Raw genomic sequence first — 18,246 nt, 5'->3', positions numbered from 1 at the left:
GCCCACAGCCTCTCTTCCACACCATTGCGCACCCGTGCGAGCCGAACGTCCGATTCGCAGCAGCTACCGACCTCATCCAACCTCGACGAGCCAGAACCACCCATTGTCTCCGATACATAGGTGACAAGAGAAATCCATACCCCGGTGTATCGACGGTTTTGTTGCAATTCGTTACAAATCGCCCAGCTCATCTACCCCCCGATCGCATTGCCGAAACGCACCGTTCAGACGCGGCGCGCGACACCTCTCCCCCTGGGACAATCAATTGCAACCGACGATCTACACCCCAATCCACATCAGTCACCTCGGACAATTTACAGGGCCGCCGGGTACTGGGTGTCTGAGCTCGAACAAGATTCGACAGTCGCTGATCGAGACTATCGGTACTCGCCGACAGACCGACGAAAGAACGCGCCGACCAGCGGTCGGCGCGTTCTTCGATTTACGGTACGAAGCTTCAGGAAAAGCCCACACCAGTCACACTCTTCAGGTGCTCGCTGCTGACCCCTGGAGCCAGCTCCACAAGCTGCAGCCCGTCCGCGGTGACGTCCAGCACTGCCAGGTCGGTGATGATCCGGTTGACGACGCTCTGACCGGTAAGCGGCAGCGTGCAGGCCTCGACGATCTTGGGATTGCCGTCGCGGTCGGTGTGCTCCATCACGACGATGACGCGGCGGGCACCGTGGACCAGATCCATCGCCCCGCCCATACCCTTCACCATCTTGCCCGGCACCATCCAGTTGGCAAGGTCACCGGTCTTCGACACCTGCATCCCGCCGAGCACCGCGGTGTCGATGTGACCACCGCGGATCATGCCGAAGGAGAGAGCCGAGTCGAAGAACGCGGCGCCTGAATTGACGGTGACGGTTTCTTTACCGGCATTGATGAGGTCGGCATCGACCTGATCATCGGTCGGATACGGTCCGGTACCGAGGATGCCGTTCTCGCTGTGGAGGACCACCTTGACGCCCTCGGGCAGGTAACTGGGGATCAGAGTCGGCAGGCCGATGCCGAGGTTGACGTACTCCCCCGGCCGCATCTCGGCGGCAGCGCGAGCGGCCATCTCGTGGCGAGTCCAACCGATACGGGTTTCCTCTGCACTGGTCACTTGGTGCCTCCTGAGACGGTCCGCTTCTCGATCCGCTTCTCCTGTGGGCCTGTGTGCACGAGCCGCGCGACGAACACACCAGGTAGGTGCACGTGTGCGGGGTCGATGTCGCCCGGCTCGACGAGGTTCTCCACCTGCGCGATGGTGATCCGGCCGGCCATGGCAGCAAGCGGGTTGAAGTTCATCGCCGTCTTGTTGAAGACGAGATTTCCTTCGGTGTCGCCGTAGTCCGCGTGCACGAGCGCGAAGTCAGCCGTGATCGCCTCTTCCAATACATACGTGCGGCCACCGAACACTGCCGTCGCCTTCGGTGGCGACGCCACGGCGATCGAACCGTCCGCGTTGTATCGCCACGGCAAGCCGCCCTCGGCGATCGGGGTGCCGACGCCGGCCGGAGTGTAGAACGCCGGGATGCCGGTACCGCCAGCTCGCAGCCGCTCGGCCAGCGTCCCCTGCGGCGTCAACTCCACTTCGAGCTCACCGGCGAGATACTGGCGCGCGAACTCCTTGTTCTCCCCCACGTACGACGCCGTCACCCTGGCGATCCGGTGCGCGCCGAGCAGAATGCCGAGACCGTAGTCGTCGACACCGCAGTTGTTGGAGAACACCTCGAGATCGGTGGCGTCGCCGTCGGCGATCGCCGCGATCAGTGCGTCGGGAATACCGCACAGCCCGAAGCCGCCCACTGCGAGCCTGGATCCGCTCGCGATGTCGGCAACTGCCTCAGCTGCCGTATTCACGACTTTGCTCATCCGTTAGTTCTCCTTCTGCTGAAAGATTCCGGCTCGGTGAAGAAGCTTCTCGGCGTGACGGAGAACGGGAGCGTCGACCATCTTGCCCTCGAACGCGAACACACCACGTTCAGTAGACACCGCGGCAAGCACTCGTGTGGCCCAGTCGATCTCTTTTTCCGAAGGTGCGAAGGCCCCGCGGATGACCTCGACCTGACTCGGGTGGATCGCAACCTTCACGTCGAAGCCGACTGCGACGGCATCAGCGGACTCGACGCCCAGGCCGACGAGGTCCTTGATGTCGAGGTACACGGAATCGACAGCCAACCGGCCGTAGCTCTTCGCGGCCAGGAGAGACGTCGATCGGACATGCTTGGCAACGTCGCGGTACGAACCGTTCGGGTGCCTGCTCGAATTACCGCCGAGACCGGCCACAAGATCCTCGGCTCCCCACATGACACCGATGGCGTTCGCAGCAAGCGCGATGTCGGCCACGGCGAGGGCTCCTCGCGGGGACTCGACGAGCGCAACCACGTCCGCCGGTGCGAGCGAGAGGACGTCCTCGGCCGATTCGCACTTGGACAGCATGAGACGCGAATAGTGTGTGCCGTCCAGCGCGATCAGATCGAGTTCGTGATCAGGTGTACCGACCGGATTGACGCGCACGACCGTCCGCTCCGGATCGAGAGGCGTGTCGATCAGGGCTGCACGTGCGGCTTCCTTGTCGGCCGGAGCCACACCGTCTTCGAGATCGAGGATCACGACGTCGGCAACAGCCGCGGCCTTCGCATAGCGCTCGGGACGATCCGCCGGGCAGAACAACCACGCCGGCCCCGGCGGCGTCCACGTCATGAGGACACCTCTGCCGGACGCAGTTGCACCAGTGTCTTGCGCGTGGCCAGTGCGACGACGTCACCGTGCTGGTTACGCCCGGTGTGCACGAGCGTCACGATGCCTTCACCTGGACGGCTCTTCGATTCGCGCTTGTCCGCGATGAGCGTCTCGGCATACAAGGTGTCGCCGTGAAAGAGCGGCTTGGGGAAGCTGATCTCGGAGAAACCGAGGTTCGCCACGATGGTGCCCTGCGTCAACTGCGCGACGGACAGGCCGACGATGGTCGACAGGGTGAACATCGAATTGACCAGCCGCACACCGAATTGAGTGTCCTCGCTGTACGCGGCATCGAGATGCAACGCCTGCGTGTTCATCGTCAAAGTCGTGAACAGGACGTTGTCAGCCTCGGTCACCGTCCGGCCTGGGCGATGCTCGTAGATCGCGCCGACCTCGAACTCCTCGAACCAGAGCCCGCGCTGAGTGATCTTCTTGGGGTTCGTCACAGCCCTGCCTCACGAGCGATGAGCATCAACTGCACCTCGGTCGTTCCCTCACCGATTTCGAGGATCTTGCTGTCACGGTAGTGGCGCGCGACGGCGTACTCGTTCATGAAGCCGTATCCGCCGTGAATCTGCGTGGCGTCACGGGCGTTGTCCATGGCAGCTTCGGAGGAAATCAGCTTGGCGATAGACGCCTGCTTCTTGAACGGCTTGCCCGACAACATGAGTGCGGCCGCGTCGTAGTACGCGGTACGTGCGACGTGGGCACGAGCCTCCATACGCGCGATCTTGAACGCGATGGCCTGGTTGTGTCCGATGGGGCGACCGAACGCCTCGCGCTCCTTGGCGTACTTGATCGACTCGTCGACGCAGCCCTGGGCGGCACCGACGCTCAACGCGGAGATGGCGATGCGGCCTTCGTCGAGGATGCGCAGGAAGTTCGCGTAGCCGCGGCCGCGCTCACCGAGCAGATTCTCTTCGGGGACACGAACATCGGCGAACGTGAGCGGATGGGTGTCGGATGCGTTCCAACCGACTTTGTTGTACGCCGGTTCGGCCGTGAAGCCGGGCGTCGTGGTCGGCACGAGGATCGTCGAGATCTCCTTCTTGCCGCCGTCCTTGACACCCGTGACCGCGGTGACCGTCACGAGCTTGGTGATGTCGGTGCCCGAGTTGGTGATGAACTGCTTGTTGCCGTTGATGATCCACTCACCGCTGTCGAACTTCGCGGTGGTCTTGGTGCCGCCGGCGTCGCTACCCGCACCGGGTTCGGTCAGGCCGAAGGCAGCCAACGACTTGCCGCTGGTGAGCTGCGGAAGCCACTCCTGCTTCTGCGCCTCGTTACCGAAACGGTAGATCGGCATGGCACCAAGGGACACACCAGCTTCGAGAGTGATCGCGACGCTCTGGTCGACCTTGCCCAGCTCTTCGAGCGCCAGGCAGAGTGCGAAGTAGTCGCCGCCCATTCCGCCGTACTCCTCGGGAAACGGCAGGCCGAACAGTCCCATGTCAGCCATCCCGGCCACTACCTCGTACGGGAAGGTGTGGTTGGCGTCGTGCTCGGCAGCAACCGGTGCCACTACGGTCTTCGCGAAGTCCGCAACCGTCTTGGCGAGCTGCTGGTATTCGTCCGGAAGCGCTCCGGTGGCAAGGTAATCGGACATCAGGCGTCTTCCTTCTGCGTCGTATTCTCGGTCTTTACTTCTGCAGTCTCTTCGTCCGTGACAGGTACCACGCGGGCCAGAACCTGATCCACCATCACCTGATCGCCCTGACGGACAAGCACTTCCACGATCCCGTCGATCGGGGACGTCAAGGAGTGCTCCATCTTCATGGCCTCGACCACGACGAGTGGTTGTCCCGCGCTCACTGCCGCGCCGTTCTCGACGTTGACTGCGATGACGGCACCGGGCATGGGGCTGGCGATTTCGGCGTCACCGGCATGCTTGTCCTCACCGCGAACGCTGACTTCGGCTACCTCGCGCACGTGCCAGGTTCCGCCGCCTGCCAGCCACAGACCGCCATCGGTCTGGGCGACGACAAACGTGCGTCGACGTCCGTCGATCACCACCGCCAGTTCGGATCCCGTCAGGGTCGCGCTGAATGCGCGCGGCTGTGAACCTTCGACCTCGACCTTTGCATCCGCGGGAACGCCGACGATCGCAACGTGCGACGTTCGGGTGCCGGCGGCGAGCCTGATGCTGGTCGGAGCGGGAGTTCCGACGCGCCACCCACTCGGGACGTCCCAGGGATCAACGGATTCCGAAGTTGTCCATCGCGAGAGCCAGCGATACGCCGCGGCAGCAATGAGAACCTCGTCGGAGGCGTCGGCTGCGACAAAGTCTTCGACGCGACGATCGAGCAGACCGGTGTCGAGGTTGCCCGCGATCACATCCGGATCAGCGAGGAGGAACCGTGCGAATTCGATGTTGGTCACGACTCCGAGCACTGCGGTGTCACCGAGTGCGCGATCGAGCTTGCGCAGTGCGCCCGCGCGGTCGGGAGCGTGGGCGATGACCTTGCTGAGCATCGGGTCGTAGTCACTGCCGACGACGGTGCCCGCGAGCAGTCCGGAATCGACGCGCACGCCGGAACCTGACGGCTCGACCAGATCGACGACGCTGCCGCCGGTCGGCAGGAATCCACGGCCCGGATCCTCCGCGTACACACGAGCTTCGATGGCGTGCCCGGTCAGCGTGATGTCACTCTGGGAGAAGGCCAACTTCTCCCCTGCTGCCACACGGACCTGCCATTCGACCAGATCCAGTCCGGTCACCATTTCGGTGACGGGATGCTCGACCTGGAGGCGGGTGTTCATCTCCATGAAGAAGAACTCGTCCGGCTTGTCGGCGGAGACGATGAACTCCACGGTGCCGGCGCCGGTGTAATCGACGCTTCGAGCGGTGTTGCACGCTGCCGCGCCGATCCGGTCACGGGTCACCTGATCGAGCAGCGGCGAGGGAGCCTCTTCGATGACCTTCTGATGACGCCGCTGCAGGCTGCATTCGCGCTCACCGAGGTGAACGACGTTGCCGTGCTGGTCGGCGAGAACCTGGACCTCGATGTGCCGGGGCCGCAGGACGAATCGCTCGAGGAACAGGGTGTCGTCGCCGAACGACGACGCGGCCTCACGGCGGGCACTGCGAAGAGCCTCGGCCAGATTGGCCGGATCCTCGACCAGACGCATTCCCTTGCCGCCTCCGCCGGCCGAAGGCTTGACCAACACCGGGTAGCCGATGTCCTCGGCCGCTGCGATCAGTTCTTCGTCGGTCAGATTGGGGCGAGCGATACCCGGGACCACCGGCACGTCGAACGCGGCAACGGCGTTCTTCGCGGTGATCTTGTCACCCATCACCTCGATGGCGTGCTCGGAGGGGCCGAGGAAGGCGATTCCGGCAGCCGCACAGGCAGCCGAGAACGCCGAGTTCTCCGACAGGAAGCCGTAACCGGGGTGAATACCCTGAGCACCGGTGGACTTGGCAGCGTCGATGACCTTGTCGATGACGAGGTAGCTTTCACGCGCCGCGGCCGGTCCGATGTTGACGGCAGTGTCGGCCTCGCGGACGTGGCGAGCATTCGCGTCGGCGTCGCTGTAGACGGCGACGCTGCGAATTCCCAACTCACGCAACGTGCGGATCACGCGAACCGCGATCTCACCGCGGTTGGCCACGAGAACAGTATCGATAGTGCGCAACTCAGTCATTTCGCTCACATCCGGAAGACGCCGTAGGAGACCGGCTCGATCGGCGCGTTCGCGCACACCGAAAGGGCCAGGCCGAGAACAGTTCTGGTATCTGCGGGATCGATGACACCGTCATCCCACAGCCGCGCAGTGGAGTAGTACGGATTGCCCTGAGCCTCGTACTGCTCGCGGATCGGCGCCTTGAAGGATTCTTCGTCCTCGGCCGACCACGGATTACCCGCGCTGTCGAGCTGGTCACTACGAACCGTCGAGAGCACCGACGCGGCCTGCTCGCCGCCCATGACCGAGATGCGCGCGTTCGGCCACATCCACAGGAAGCGAGGTGAATACGCGCGTCCACACATGGAGTAGTTGCCGGCGCCGTACGAGCCGCCGATGACAACTGTCAGCTTGGGGACCCGTGCACACGCGACTGCCGTGACCATCTTGGCGCCATGCTTGGCGATGCCGCCGGCCTCGTAGTCGCGTCCTACCATGAAGCCTGCGATGTTCTGCAGGAACAGCAGCGGCACACTGCGCTTGTCACACAGTTCGATGAAATGTGCTCCCTTCATGGCGGATTCGCCGAAGAGCACGCCGTTGTTGGCGATGATGCCGACCGGGTGGCCCTCAATGTGCGCGAAACCGGTGACGAGCGTCTTGCCGTATTCAGCCTTGAACTCCTGGAACGCGCCACCGTCGACGAGCTTGGTGATGACCTCGTGCACGTCGTACGGAGTACGGGGATCAGTCGGAACGACGTCGTACAGCTCGCTCTGATCGGCGACGGGCGGAACCGTGGAGATGACGTCCCACGGGCGCTCGGAGCGGGGGCCGAGCGTGGCAATGATGTTGCGCACGATCCGAAGTGCGTCGCGGTCGTCCTCGGCCAGGTGGTCGGTGACGCCGGAAACCTTGGAGTGCAGGTCGCCGCCGCCGAGCTCTTCCGCCGTCACGATCTCACCGGTGGCAGCCTTCACGAGCGGCGGTCCGCCGAGGAAGATGGTGCCCTGGTTGCGGACGATCACTGCTTCGTCGCTCATCGCGGGCACGTAGGCGCCTCCCGCGGTGCACGAACCGAGAACTGCGGCGATCTGGGGAATCCCCTTGGCGCTCATGGTCGCCTGGTTGTAGAAGATCCGGCCGAAGTGCTCACGGTCCGGGAAGACCTCGTCCTGGCGCGGCAGGAAGGCGCCGCCGGAGTCGACGAGGTAGATGCAGGGAAGGTTGTTCTGCAGCGCAACTTCCTGCGCGCGCAGGTGCTTCTTCACCGTCATCGGGTAGTAGGTGCCGCCCTTGACCGTCGCGTCGTTGGCAACGATGACGCACTCGCGACCCGACACACGGCCGATACCGGTGATGACGCCGGCGCCCGGGCACTCGTCGTCGTACAGGCCGTTGGCCGCCAGTGGGGACAGCTCGAGGAACGGGCTGCCCTGGTCGAGCAGCGAGTCGACGCGATCTCGCGGCAGCAACTTCCCTCTGCTCACGTGGCGCTCGCGAGAGCGCTCGTTGCCACCCAGCGCTGCTTGCGCCAGTTTCTTCTTCAGTTCGTCCACCAGAACGGTGTGATCGGACCGGTAGCCCGATCCTTGCGTGATTCCACTGGGAGTCATCCCGCCGCCTTCGCCATGAGTTAATGCTCGATAACTGAAACTAGATTAACTATGATTAACTGAGTTGTCCAGAACACAAGCGAAGAAAGATCGAGAGAATGACCTCTGAGCAGGTAGCAGCTCCGACGCGACGCGATCAGATGAAGGCCGACCGTCGACGTCAACTCTTGGACGCCGCCGCACGGTTGATCGCCGAACGCGGATTCGTGAGTGTGCGACTCGAAGACCTCGGCGCGGCCGTCGGCATCAGCGGCCCGGCCGTGTACCGGCACTTTCCGAACAAGGACGCCGTCCTCGTGGAACTTCTCGTCGGCATCAGCACGCGCCTGCACGAAGGCGGCTCTGCGGCAGCGGAGGCAGCGGACTCACCGAGCGCCGCACTCGACGCACTGGTGGAGTTCCACCTCGACTTCGCGCTCGGCGAGCCGGACCTGATCCGCATCCAGGACCGCGACCTCGAAAGCCTGCCGGCCGACGCGCGTCGACAGGTACGCCAGACGCAGCGCAAGTACGTCGAGGTGTGGGTCGGGGTGCTCGAGCAACTCGATCCCCAACTCGATCAGGCGGACGCACGAATCAAAGCGCATGCCACCTTCGGTCTGATCAACTCGACCCCTCACAGCGCCAACCCCGCTTCGCCGGCACGCGCGCGTCGAGTCCTGCGGGATATGACGCTCGCCGCACTGCGCACCCACTGAAACCGGACACGGCACAATCGGTGGCAGACTGGTTACACCAGCTAACAGATGAGGGTGCCGAACGTGGAAGACAGCAGTGGGGTCAGCAGGGCCGATTTCGCCGAACTGCGGACCGAGTTCTCCCGCTTCATGATGTTGTACCAATTCGGAATCTCCGAACTGATGACCAAGGTGAACATCCTCAAGGACGAGTTCACTCACATCAATCAGTACAGCCCCATCGAACACGTCACGTCACGAGTCAAGTCACCGGACAGCATCCTGCGAAAGGCTCAACGCCTGAACGTCCCGCTGACGATCGACGACATCTCGAAGAACATCTTCGACATCGCTGGAGTACGAATCACCTGCAGCTTCATTTCCGACACGTACCGAATCGCCGAGATGCTCACCAGCCAGACGGACCTTCGGGTGATCGAGCGCGAGGACTACATCGCCGATCCGAAACCCAACGGCTACAAGAGCTTGCACTTGATCGTCGAGGTCCCGGTTTTCATGAGTGACCGCGTCAGGCACGTACCGATCGAACTTCAGATCCGCACGATCGCGATGGATTTCTGGGCGAGCCTCGAGCACAAGATCTACTACAAGTACAACCGCGAGGTTCCCGTCGAACTCCTCGACGAACTCACAGAGGCTGCAGCCGCGGCACACCGCCTCGACGTCAAGATGGAACGACTCAACGACGAGTTCGCGAAAATCAAAGCGCTGCCCCATCCTGATGACGAAATCCTCGAGCAGGATCTGCCGGCGCAGTTCCTCGAGGCGCTGCATCTTCAGCGACGGGCGCTCTGAATTCGGTCCCCTCCCCTGAGCGAACGCGCCTTTCGGCGCATCTGAGGCGACGAAAGTGCCGTTCGCTCACAACTGGGGTCGGACAACTAGGGCAAACCAAAAGTGCGCCCTCCCGAACTTCGGGAGGGCGCACTTCGCGAATTGCGTTGGCTTGCTATTTCTTGCCAGTGACGGCGCTGTAGCCGATCGAGAGCACGGCCGCCGCGGCGATGCTGATGATCCAGCGGATCCAGTCGATTCCACCCGTGTCGCCCTTGTCCGAGATCGCTCCCCAGACCCAGTACCCGATAAGCGCTCCGGCGATACCCAGCACGACGGTCACGATCATGCCGTACTGCTGCTTACCTGGCAGTACGAGACGAGCCAGGATTCCGATGACTGCGCCGAAAATGATGGTTCCGATAATTTGCCCCATGACAGCCCCTCTCACACGTCGTGCATGCACGCGGACGGAAGATCACCGCTCAGGGAAACAATAACCACAGTCACACACAACTGTCGCTTGTTGACCGAATTGTTGTCCGAGATGCAACCTCGACGCGTTACATCCACGACATTCGTGAGTTATTTTTTCGCAATCAAGCGGACCTACCGTTCCCATCCATGCCAACTTCCGTAAAACTGCCGAACAGCGAGCTCGCGCGACTCGCCAACAAGCCGCCCTGGTACCGATCACTGTTCGTGCAATTGATCGCCGCTATCGTCATCGGTGTTCTCATCGGCTGGTTGTGGCCGGAATTCGGCGCGAACCTCAAGCCCCTCGCCGACGGGTTCATCAAGCTGATCAAAATGCTGATCGCGCCGATCATCTTCTGCACCGTTGTGATCGGGATCGCCCACGTCGGGGATCTGAAGGCCGTGGGGCGTATCGGCGTCAAAGCACTCATCTACTTCGAGGTCGTGACCACCTTCGCTCTGTTGTTCGGGCTGCTCATCGGAAATCTGATGAAGCCGGGTGCGGGATTCGACATCGATCCGGAGACGCTGGCGAACGGTGCGGACGCCGTGGCAGCCAAGACCGGAAGTGGCGAACTTCCCCACACCGTCGAATTCCTGCTCAATATCATTCCGGTGTCGATAGTTTCGGCCTTCGCCGAGAACGCACTCCTCCAAGTCCTCTTCTTCGCCGTACTGTTCGGGCTCGCATTGGCCAAGGCGGGTGAGAGTGGACCACCGATCGTGTTCGAACTCGTCGATCGTCTGAGCCATCTGTTCTTCACGATCATCGGCTGGATCATGAGACTGGCGCCGTTGGGCGCTTTGGGCGCGATGGCGTACATCGTCGGTCAGTACGGGATCGCTTCGCTCGGAAGTTACGGAAAGCTGATCGCCGCATGCTATCTCGCCGCCGTCCTGTTCATCCTCATCCTGGCCGCGATAGTCAGGTACTTCGCGGGCGTGAACCTGTGGAAATTCGTCAAGTACATCAAGGACGAACTCTTCCTCGCTTTGGGAACGGCGTCGACCGAAGTAGTTCTGCCCCGAATCATGGTCAAGCTCACCAACGCCGGATGCTCGCGCACTACAACAGGATTGGTGGTGCCTACCGGCTACTCGTTCAATCTCGACGGCGCGACGCTGTACCTGTCGATCTGCATGCTGTTTCTGGCGCAGGCACTCGGCGTGGACCTGACACTCGGTGAACAGATCACTGCCGTCCTGGTTCTGATGCTCACCTCAAAGGGAATGGCCGGCGTGCCGGGATCGTCATTCCTGGCGCTGTCGGCCACCGTGGCCGCAATCGGTCACGGCGCAATTCCCGTCGCCGCAGTCGCTCTCCTACTGGGCGCCGATCGAATCATGGATTCGATGCGGGTGTCGGTGAACCTGCTCGGGAACTGTGTCGCAACCTTCGTGGTCGCCAATTGGGAGGGGCAGCTCGACAAGGAGCGCATGCGCCGAGTGCTCGACGGAGAAGACGTTCCACCGCTCGAGGAAGTCGATCCGATCGCGGGGAAAACCGTTCCGGCACCCGAAACCGAAAGCATCCTGACCCGATAGGTAGGTGCCGGCTGCTGTTTGCACATCGGAAATCGGTGCTGAAGAGTCGCGGGGGGCAGACTTCACTGGAAAATCCAGACCGACAGCTACAAAAGCAAATATTTGCAGATGGCGACAACCCGGCCGACGAGGGACCGTTGAATCTACAAATACGACGCTTGCGCTGCACTGACTCCACTTCACTGAAAAGCAACTTGCGACATCTAGATATTGCCCGGCGGTTGCCGCAGTGGCGATTCACAATTCAGCGAACGGGCAGCATTATATTTGCCGGAATTAGAAGGACTAAAGTCCGGTGTTCGACCGACGAATAGACTCGAGTGGGTAAAAATCAATCAGTTCCGAAAGCCTTATTCTGCATGCATTTACGCCGTGCCAGCTGCACTTATGCTGATAGTTTCCCGCAATAAGCTGTTGCGGGATTGATCATATGACCCTCGGTTCAAATTGTCCGAATGGTCACCTATTGCTATCGTAACCTTTGCGAAGGACTGGACCCGATTGCCCAGCAAAGGAATACAGTGACCGCATCCATGCAGGATATTGAACACTTGTCCACTAATCGACTTTCGGTGGTTGTTCCGGTATTCAACGAAGAGAACGCGGTTTCCGGCTGCATCGAGCGTCTACTGACCCAGTCGGAAATCGATGAGATTCTGATTGTCGACAACAACTCGACGGATGGTACTGCATCGATCATCCAGGAGTTCGCCGAGAAGTACGACAAAGTCAGATATGTCTTCGAGGCCCGCCAAGGCGTCGTACACGCCCGGAACGCGGGCTTCGACGCCTCGACCGGCAACATCATCGGTCGTATCGACGCGGACACACGGGTACAACCGGGATGGGCAGATGCGGTCAAGGGTTTCTTCCAACGCAGCACCGCTCATTCAGCAGTTGCCGGACTCACCTACCTCTTCGAATCGCCGTTTGCTCGAATCCACCGCTACGCACTGGACAGGCAGGTGAAGCAGGGGAAGTTCGATTGCGAACGTCAAGTACTCGCTGTCGCCGGAGCGAACATGGCGATCAGAAAAAGCGCATGGTTGTCGGTCCGCGAGCAAGTCAGTGACCGGCCGGACATCCACGAAGATATCGACCTTTCACTGTGCCTTCGGGAGGAAGGGATGACGATCGGTCAGATCGCCGACATGCGAGCAGAAACGTCCGGTCGACGCGGTGAAACCCCTCCGTTGGAGTACCTGAAGTACAACCAAGCATCCGAATCGGTTCTGCACCTTCACAACATCATGAATTGGCGCCTCAAACTGACCATCTGGGGCGACTCGATGCTCCACGCGCTCGTGTGGCCCGTCTACCGCATCTACAACTTCGAGCAGGAGCGCCTGGAGTTCAGGCGCTTGTTCGGCATGTCGAAAGGTCGAATCATGCCAGTTCACCAGTAAACCATCGAATTTCGCTAATCACCGAAGGTTCGCAGCCACCGAATTTCACGACAGTTTCAACGCCGTGATGCGGTCTTCACTGGAACGCAACAGCACCTTCTCCCCCGCCCACAGCTCGCGCGGCATCATCCAAGGCGTGAACTCGTCGTCCCCGTCCTGGACGACTTGGACCTCCCAACTACGTTGGCCGGTCCTGACATCTGTTCCGTAGACGTTTCCCTCGTCGATAACGACATCGCCGTGCCAGACAACCTCCCCGGCGCGCTCGGCGTTCGATCGCCACAGGACCTCACCGGTGAGCAGGTCCACGAACTGGACCTCGGGCTCGGAACCAGAACGGGTCACGGCAACCACGTTGCCGATCACCGCCAACGACTGTGCGGTGTCGAAGACTTCACTGTTGGACCACAACTTCTCACCCGAAGTCCGGTCGAAACCGCTGTGTCCCAGAATGATCGGAGTCGATCCTCCTGCGGGATCATCTCGGCTGTATCGCCCGCCGTAGTACGAGGACTCCGAGGGCAGTTCGTCTGTCCTGGCGAACTCGCGCCCGTTCTGATCGAGCGCGTACTCACTTGTCGGACGGCCATTGCCTTCGCAACCGCCATCCGACACCAATGTCACGCCGTCCGACGATGTGTGCGCGGTCGAGCAGGTGGAGTAACCGTGCACCCAGCGCTGTTCGCCCGTCTTCAGATCGAATCCCAGAGACTCGTCGAGAGTGATCACACCCAGATCGCCGTGCACCGACATCACCGGATCGACGTATCCGGCTTCCCACGATCCACCGACGTCGAACGCTTTGGACCAGTTCGCTTCCGGATCGTCGACGGTTCCGCTGTGCACGCGAACGTCGTTGCTCTCGATATCGCCCTCGAGCGCGAGGACCGTGTCACCCGAGACAACCGCGATGATCGGTGCCCACGGCGTCTTGATGTCTCGACGCTCTCCTGTCTCGATATCGAAAAGTGAGTACGAACCACCGGATACGTACGGCCCGGAGAAACACAGCACCGAACTGCCGAGCAGAGTCTCGGAGCAACCACCGATGTCGACCGCCGACGTGCGCCAACGAACTGTGCCATCTTCGGCGTCCAATCCGACCAATTCTGCGTCGTCCAACGAATACGCCTGACGATCCGGCATACCGATCATCGTGACCACGACTGATCCGGCGTCGATGAATCCGCCCATGTCCATGTTGAATTCGGTTCCAACAAGTGGGCTCCGGAAGATCGCGAACTCGCGCCCGAGAATCTCGGAGGCCTCGACGCTCCATAGCTGCGACGAGATCGCTGTCGGTTCGGAACTCGTCGACGTGACCACCGTGGCGATGGCGGCAGTGACGGTGACTACGGCTGCGGCGGCCGCGATCCGAAGGCGCGATTTCGGGGAGAATCTGGTGGTCATCGAATCTCCAAGCCTTCGGTCGTCGCGAGAAACTCCAACTGCTCGAACGTCATCGGCACGTTCGGGATCGCAGCCGACGACGAAACCGAGACTTGGGTCCCATTCGGGCGGCTGACGACCACCGACCTGCTCGTTTCCTGCGTCGATTCTGCTTTCGAGCCGTCATTTGTCATGGGTACGGTCGAGTAATCCCGTTCGTCTCGCTCGATCACGGATCCATCCGGTCGCGTCACGAACTCCAAGGGGTGCCCGTCGTAGGAAGGGTCGTATTTGTTGGGCTCCGTAGGGAGTGGTTGTCCGCCGGTAATTGTCATGTTGAGCGTCGATTCGCTGTCTCCCGTCCGGGTGAGAAGTCTCTGACATGCAGTGGACTTGTCATTCTCCGCCACCGTCAGAGTGCCCGGTCCGGTATCGAGAATCGGAAAACCCGGAGGTACAGCGCGCCATCTGACTTCGAGTACCGCGTTGAGACGTTCGATCGTCGCGCGATCGAGTTCGGCCACGTCGCCAGAGTCTCGGGGGATCCCGTGGCACCCGGGCGAAAGCGGTGCCGTACCCGGGGGAACTGGAGTAGTGATTCGCAGCTGTGGCATTTCGACAAGGGTTACAAGGTCGTCGAGCGTCAGTGGCACCGCGCCGGAACTCTCTGCGTCCCGACCTCCGTCGTTGTTAGTGTCGTTGACATACGCCTGAATACGGGTCCCGTCGACTCCGTACAACATCGCCGACCGACCAAGGGTGCGTACACCATTGGTTTCGCTCCACGTATCCTGCAGATCCACTACCGACTGGTCAGCCAGCACCCGACGTTCGACGAGCGACCCCGCAACACACGATGGGATCGGATCAGAACTCGAGTGCAGCATCAGGCTGAGCGCGCCGATCTTCCCGTCCCGAATCAGCGTCCCCGACGCAGTGGTGGACGCCAACTCCTCGAGCGAGAAACCCTCGGGCAGCCCATCTGTGTTCGAAGGTGCAGAGATCGGCCCGAACTGCAGCGAATTACCCGGGCTGGCGAACTTCAGCTCGACATCTTTCGGGAGCGCCTGCTTGACCGCTTCCGACATCGCGGCGGCCTTGACACTCGAGAACCACGGAAAGCGTGGATCGTCGTACGTATCAGATCCGTCGAGAATATAGGAGAAGAACGAATCCTCCTCCGGCGCTTCGACACTCTCACAACCCGGAATCGCGGTCGGGTACACCGCGCTCGGCGTGACGTACGAGAATTCAGGCACGTCCTCCGGCGAAATCTCCTCCGGTGTGGACGTAATGCTGATCGACGAAGTCGCAGCTACCGAGATGTCATCGGACGGCGAACTGCTCCACCGATCCACCAGCCCGGCAACCACTGTCCCACCGGCGATCAGGGAGACGACCGTCAGCGCGAAGGTCCACTTCTCGGCCCGCTTCAAATCGGTTTGCTCCTTCGACACGTACCCTCGCAGTCACCGTCACGGCTCGCCCCCGATGCGCGTCGCCTCTGGATGTCCTGTCGCGATCACAGCGATTTCTGTTACCAACCGGATGGTTTCCTATCGCGCGGGCTCCGTATGAACACAGAAGAACGGGGTGCCAGTTGCTGTGCAACCGGCACCCCGTTCTGACTGCCTGAGTGCTTACACCCTCACAGGCACCTGATTCGGGTCTGGATCGGAATCCGGATCCTGCTCGATCGGAATCCGCCGAATCGCTTCACCCTCGATGTCGACGTTCGGCAGGATCTTGTCGAGCCACGCGGGCAACTTCCACGCCGAATCACCGAGGATCGACATGACCGCAGGAATCACGATCATGCGGATGATGAAGGCGTCGAAGAAGACTGCAGCCGCGAGGCCGAAGCCCATCATCTTGCTTGTCGTCTCCGAGGACAGCATGAATGCGCCGAACACGGAGATCATGATGATGGCCGCCGACGCGACCACGCGAGCACCATGGGTGTAGCCGGAGATGATGGCGTCCTTGGCCGACAATCCGTGCACGTATTCCTCGCGCATTCGCGTCACGAGGAACACTTGATAGTCCATCGCCAACCCGAAGACCACACCGATCATGAAGATCGGCAGGAACGAGATGATGGGTTGTGTGTGCTCGATCAGCCCGAAGTCGCCCTCCTGGAAGATGGCCACCGTGGCGCCGAAGGTCGCACAGACGGAAAACAGGAATCCGAGAGTTGCGGTCAGCGGCACCAGGATCGAGCGGAAGACGACCATCATGATGATGAACGCCAGCCCCACAACCACGATGAGATACGGGATGAGCGCGGAACTGAGCTTCGACGACATGTCGGCTACGATCGCGGTTTGCCCCGCTACACCGAGTTCTGCGCCTTCCGATTTCACCGTCGATCCGTAATCCCGGATCTGATTCATCAGCTCGTGAGTTTCGGGGCCGCTCGGTGACATCTGCGGGGTGACCGCGATGAGCGCAGAGTTGGCGCCCGCCATCGGGTTTGCCGCGTCGGGTCCGTTTCCGACCCACATCAACTGATCCGGAGTTGCGACGTTGTCGAGGCCCTTGATGTGCGCGACAGTGCCTTCGGCAATCGCGGTGATATCGGTGCCGTCAGGCGCGTCGAGCACGACGAACAATTCGCCATTGACGCCTTCACCGAACCCACGTTGCAGCAGGGCAAGTGCCGGCCGCTCTTCGTCCTGAGTGAACGAGAGTCCGAGTTCGAGCTTCGTCATCGGAATAGCCGCGATCACCAGAAGCACCAGCGCAGCACCCGCGATCGGCCACGGGTACTTGGTGACTATCTTGGCCCAGCGATGTCCGTTGGATTCCATCGTCTCGGGCTCGTCACCGTGGCGAAGCCCGGGGATACGAGGCGAGAACGCGAATCTGCCGAAGATACCCAGGACAGCCGGGATCAACGTGATTGCGCCGAGGACGGCGATGATGACGGCAACCGCTGCAGAGATTCCCATCTGGGTGATCATCGGAACCCCGACCACCGCCAGGGCTGCCAGCGCGACCACAACCGTCAGGCCGGCGAAGACGACGGACGAACCGGCAGTACCCACTGCGCGCCCGGCAGCGGCTTCCCTCGTTCCGCCCAAATTGAGCTCACTGCGGTAGCGCGACACGATGAACAACGCGTAGTCGATCGAGACTGCGATGCCGATCATCGTGACGATTCCCGTGACGCCTTCGTTGATGTCGAAGAAGCCCGAACCGAGTGTGACCGTCAAAGTGGCCAGCGCAATTCCCAGAATTGCGGTGAACAGCGGAATAAAGGCCGCAATGAGCGCGCCGAACGCCACGATCATCACGATGAACGCCACCGCGAAGCCGAGCATCTCCGACAGACCACCTGCGGCCTGTACCTGCATCATCGAACCGGTGCCTTCGACTTGCAGGCCACCGGTGCGGAATTTTGCCATCAAGTCGAGGAACGCCGTCTTGTTGGCCTGTGTCTGATCCTCGATGCGAATCGACTGATTGAGCTGGATCAGCCCGACCTTGCCGTTGTCGCCGAGAACGGCCGACGCCACCGCCGGATTTGCCTCCGCGAGGGTCACCGGATTGACGATCTTCTCGGGATCGACGATATCCGGCAACGTCTTCGCCTGCGCGCTCAACTGGTCGATCTGATCGCTGTGTGCGGCAAGTCCGTCGTCTGCCGCGATGAGAATACTGGTCGACGCCTGAGTTTGCTGCTCCGCTGCAGCTGCAAAGTTCTCGTTCATCAACTCGGTCGCACGCTGTGAATCGGTGCCCGGAAGGTTGAATTCTTTGGAGAACGTCGGATTTGTGGCGCTGATAGCGCCCCCCACCACCGCGATCACGATAATCCACGCGGCCACCACAAGATACTTGTGGCGGAAAGCGAACTTCCCCAATCTGTAAAGATACGTAGCCAACGTAGGCCTCTCTCGCCGTGGACTGGTCTGTCCGAAGAACACGGAGTCTTTCGGTGCCAAGGTCATACGGTACGGACCGACCGGCTCGTTGGCACCTGGT

The 18,246-nt window shown here is 61.3% G+C and carries 15 protein-coding genes; 4 read left to right on the top strand and 11 right to left on the bottom strand.

Features of this window, described 5'->3' with window-relative positions:
* Positions 1–457 precede the first annotated feature (457 nt).
* Genes AOT96_RS19645 through AOT96_RS19615 form a run of 7 tightly spaced genes read right to left on the bottom strand, consistent with a single transcriptional unit; the run spans position 458 to position 7,970 of the window.
* Positions 458–1,063 carry a 3-oxoacid CoA-transferase subunit B gene (locus tag AOT96_RS19645; RefSeq protein WP_039973146.1) on the bottom strand — a complete coding sequence of 202 codons (606 nt, stop codon included), beginning with the start codon at positions 1,061–1,063 and terminating at the stop codon, positions 458–460.
* Between the two features lie 41 nt (positions 1,064–1,104).
* Positions 1,105–1,860: a CoA transferase subunit A gene (locus tag AOT96_RS19640; protein ID WP_065352162.1), complete on the bottom strand. Its 756-nt coding sequence runs from the start codon at positions 1,858–1,860 to the stop codon at positions 1,105–1,107.
* A gap of 3 nt (positions 1,861–1,863) precedes the next feature.
* On the bottom strand, positions 1,864–2,691 hold the full coding sequence (locus AOT96_RS19635; protein WP_003942031.1) for an HpcH/HpaI aldolase/citrate lyase family protein: 828 nt from the start codon (positions 2,689–2,691) through the stop codon (positions 1,864–1,866).
* Entirely contained in the window at positions 2,688–3,176 is a 489-nt protein-coding gene (locus tag AOT96_RS19630; RefSeq protein WP_003942078.1) for a MaoC family dehydratase, read from the bottom strand. Before AOT96_RS19630 ends, AOT96_RS19635 begins: the two co-directional genes overlap by 4 nt.
* Entirely contained in the window at positions 3,173–4,336 is a 1,164-nt protein-coding gene (locus tag AOT96_RS19625; RefSeq protein ID WP_007730190.1) for an acyl-CoA dehydrogenase family protein, read from the bottom strand. The genes AOT96_RS19630 and AOT96_RS19625 overlap by 4 nt, the downstream gene beginning before the upstream one ends.
* The gene (locus AOT96_RS19620) at positions 4,336–6,375 is read right to left on the bottom strand and encodes an acetyl-CoA carboxylase biotin carboxylase subunit (RefSeq protein ID WP_065352878.1); all 2,040 of its coding nucleotides are present in this window, start codon (positions 6,373–6,375) and stop codon (positions 4,336–4,338) included. The genes AOT96_RS19625 and AOT96_RS19620 overlap by 1 nt, the downstream gene beginning before the upstream one ends.
* A 5-nt stretch (positions 6,376–6,380) precedes the next feature.
* Positions 6,381–7,970: a carboxyl transferase domain-containing protein gene (locus AOT96_RS19615; RefSeq protein ID WP_042453308.1), complete on the bottom strand. Its 1,590-nt coding sequence runs from the start codon at positions 7,968–7,970 to the stop codon at positions 6,381–6,383.
* A 98-nt stretch (positions 7,971–8,068) separates the two neighbouring features.
* Here AOT96_RS19615 and AOT96_RS19610 point away from each other — a divergent pair, with 98 nt between their 5' ends.
* Both AOT96_RS19610 and AOT96_RS19605 read left to right on the top strand, forming a co-directional pair.
* Positions 8,069–8,668 carry an SACE_7040 family transcriptional regulator gene (locus AOT96_RS19610; RefSeq protein ID WP_003941968.1) on the top strand — a complete coding sequence of 200 codons (600 nt, stop codon included), beginning with the start codon at positions 8,069–8,071 and terminating at the stop codon, positions 8,666–8,668.
* A 48-nt stretch (positions 8,669–8,716) separates the two neighbouring features.
* A complete protein-coding gene (locus tag AOT96_RS19605; protein ID WP_024487832.1) occupies positions 8,717–9,463 on the top strand; it encodes a GTP pyrophosphokinase in 747 nt (248 codons plus the stop codon).
* A gap of 154 nt (positions 9,464–9,617) precedes the next feature.
* On the opposite strand, the gene AOT96_RS19600 is transcribed toward AOT96_RS19605, so the two are convergent.
* Positions 9,618–9,878 carry a GlsB/YeaQ/YmgE family stress response membrane protein gene (locus AOT96_RS19600; RefSeq protein ID WP_003942027.1) on the bottom strand — a complete coding sequence of 87 codons (261 nt, stop codon included), beginning with the start codon at positions 9,876–9,878 and terminating at the stop codon, positions 9,618–9,620.
* A gap of 188 nt (positions 9,879–10,066) precedes the next feature.
* On the opposite strand from AOT96_RS19600, the gene dctA reads away from it, so the two are divergent.
* On the top strand, positions 10,067–11,464 hold the full coding sequence (dctA, locus tag AOT96_RS19595; protein WP_065352161.1) for a C4-dicarboxylate transporter DctA: 1,398 nt from the start codon (positions 10,067–10,069) through the stop codon (positions 11,462–11,464).
* A gap of 551 nt (positions 11,465–12,015) precedes the next feature.
* Complete coding sequence (locus tag AOT96_RS19590) at positions 12,016–12,870, top strand: glycosyltransferase (RefSeq protein ID WP_230359663.1); 855 nt, start codon at positions 12,016–12,018, stop codon at positions 12,868–12,870.
* A 45-nt stretch (positions 12,871–12,915) separates the two neighbouring features.
* Here AOT96_RS19590 and AOT96_RS19585 read toward each other — a convergent pair whose 3' ends face one another.
* From AOT96_RS19585 to AOT96_RS19575, 3 genes are all read right to left on the bottom strand, one after another.
* The gene (locus AOT96_RS19585; protein WP_065352160.1) at positions 12,916–14,280 is read right to left on the bottom strand and encodes an outer membrane protein assembly factor BamB family protein; all 1,365 of its coding nucleotides are present in this window, start codon (positions 14,278–14,280) and stop codon (positions 12,916–12,918) included.
* Positions 14,277–15,716, bottom strand: coding sequence for a hypothetical protein (locus AOT96_RS19580; RefSeq protein ID WP_065352159.1), 1,440 nt, complete (start codon positions 15,714–15,716; stop codon positions 14,277–14,279). Before AOT96_RS19580 ends, AOT96_RS19585 begins: the two co-directional genes overlap by 4 nt.
* Positions 15,717–15,899: 183 nt before the next feature.
* On the bottom strand, positions 15,900–18,146 hold the full coding sequence (locus tag AOT96_RS19575) for an MMPL family transporter (protein WP_065352158.1): 2,247 nt from the start codon (positions 18,144–18,146) through the stop codon (positions 15,900–15,902).
* Between the last annotated feature and the right edge of the window lie 100 nt (positions 18,147–18,246).

This window comes from Rhodococcus sp. 008 (genome assembly GCF_001682295.1).
In the GTDB taxonomy this organism is placed as follows: Bacteria; Actinomycetota; Actinomycetes; order Mycobacteriales; family Mycobacteriaceae; genus Rhodococcus_F; species Rhodococcus_F qingshengii.
This window is presented reverse-complemented; position numbering and strand designations above follow the sequence as displayed.

What these genes read in the sequence shown, in the direction of transcription:
- AOT96_RS19645 (WP_039973146.1), bottom strand. Translation starts at nt 1,063, where the DNA reads ATGGCCGCTCGCGCTGCCGCCGAGATGCGGCCGGGGGAGTACGTCAAC.
- AOT96_RS19640 (WP_065352162.1), bottom strand. Translation starts at nt 1,860, where the DNA reads ATGAGCAAAGTCGTGAATACGGCAGCTGAGGCAGTTGCCGACATCGCG.
- AOT96_RS19635 (WP_003942031.1), bottom strand. Translation starts at nt 2,691, where the DNA reads ATGACGTGGACGCCGCCGGGGCCGGCGTGGTTGTTCTGCCCGGCGGAT.
- AOT96_RS19625 (WP_007730190.1), bottom strand. Translation starts at nt 4,336, where the DNA reads ATGTCCGATTACCTTGCCACCGGAGCGCTTCCGGACGAATACCAGCAG.
- AOT96_RS19620 (WP_065352878.1), bottom strand. Translation starts at nt 6,375, where the DNA reads ATGACTGAGTTGCGCACTATCGATACTGTTCTCGTGGCCAACCGCGGT.
- AOT96_RS19615 (WP_042453308.1), bottom strand. Translation starts at nt 7,970, where the DNA reads ATGACTCCCAGTGGAATCACGCAAGGATCGGGCTACCGGTCCGATCAC.
- AOT96_RS19610 (WP_003941968.1), top strand. Translation starts at nt 8,069, where the DNA reads ATGACCTCTGAGCAGGTAGCAGCTCCGACGCGACGCGATCAGATGAAG.
- AOT96_RS19605 (WP_024487832.1), top strand. Translation starts at nt 8,717, where the DNA reads ATGAGGGTGCCGAACGTGGAAGACAGCAGTGGGGTCAGCAGGGCCGAT.
- AOT96_RS19600 (WP_003942027.1), bottom strand. Translation starts at nt 9,878, where the DNA reads ATGGGGCAAATTATCGGAACCATCATTTTCGGCGCAGTCATCGGAATC.
- dctA (WP_065352161.1), top strand. Translation starts at nt 10,067, where the DNA reads ATGCCAACTTCCGTAAAACTGCCGAACAGCGAGCTCGCGCGACTCGCC.
- AOT96_RS19585 (WP_065352160.1), bottom strand. Translation starts at nt 14,280, where the DNA reads ATGACCACCAGATTCTCCCCGAAATCGCGCCTTCGGATCGCGGCCGCC.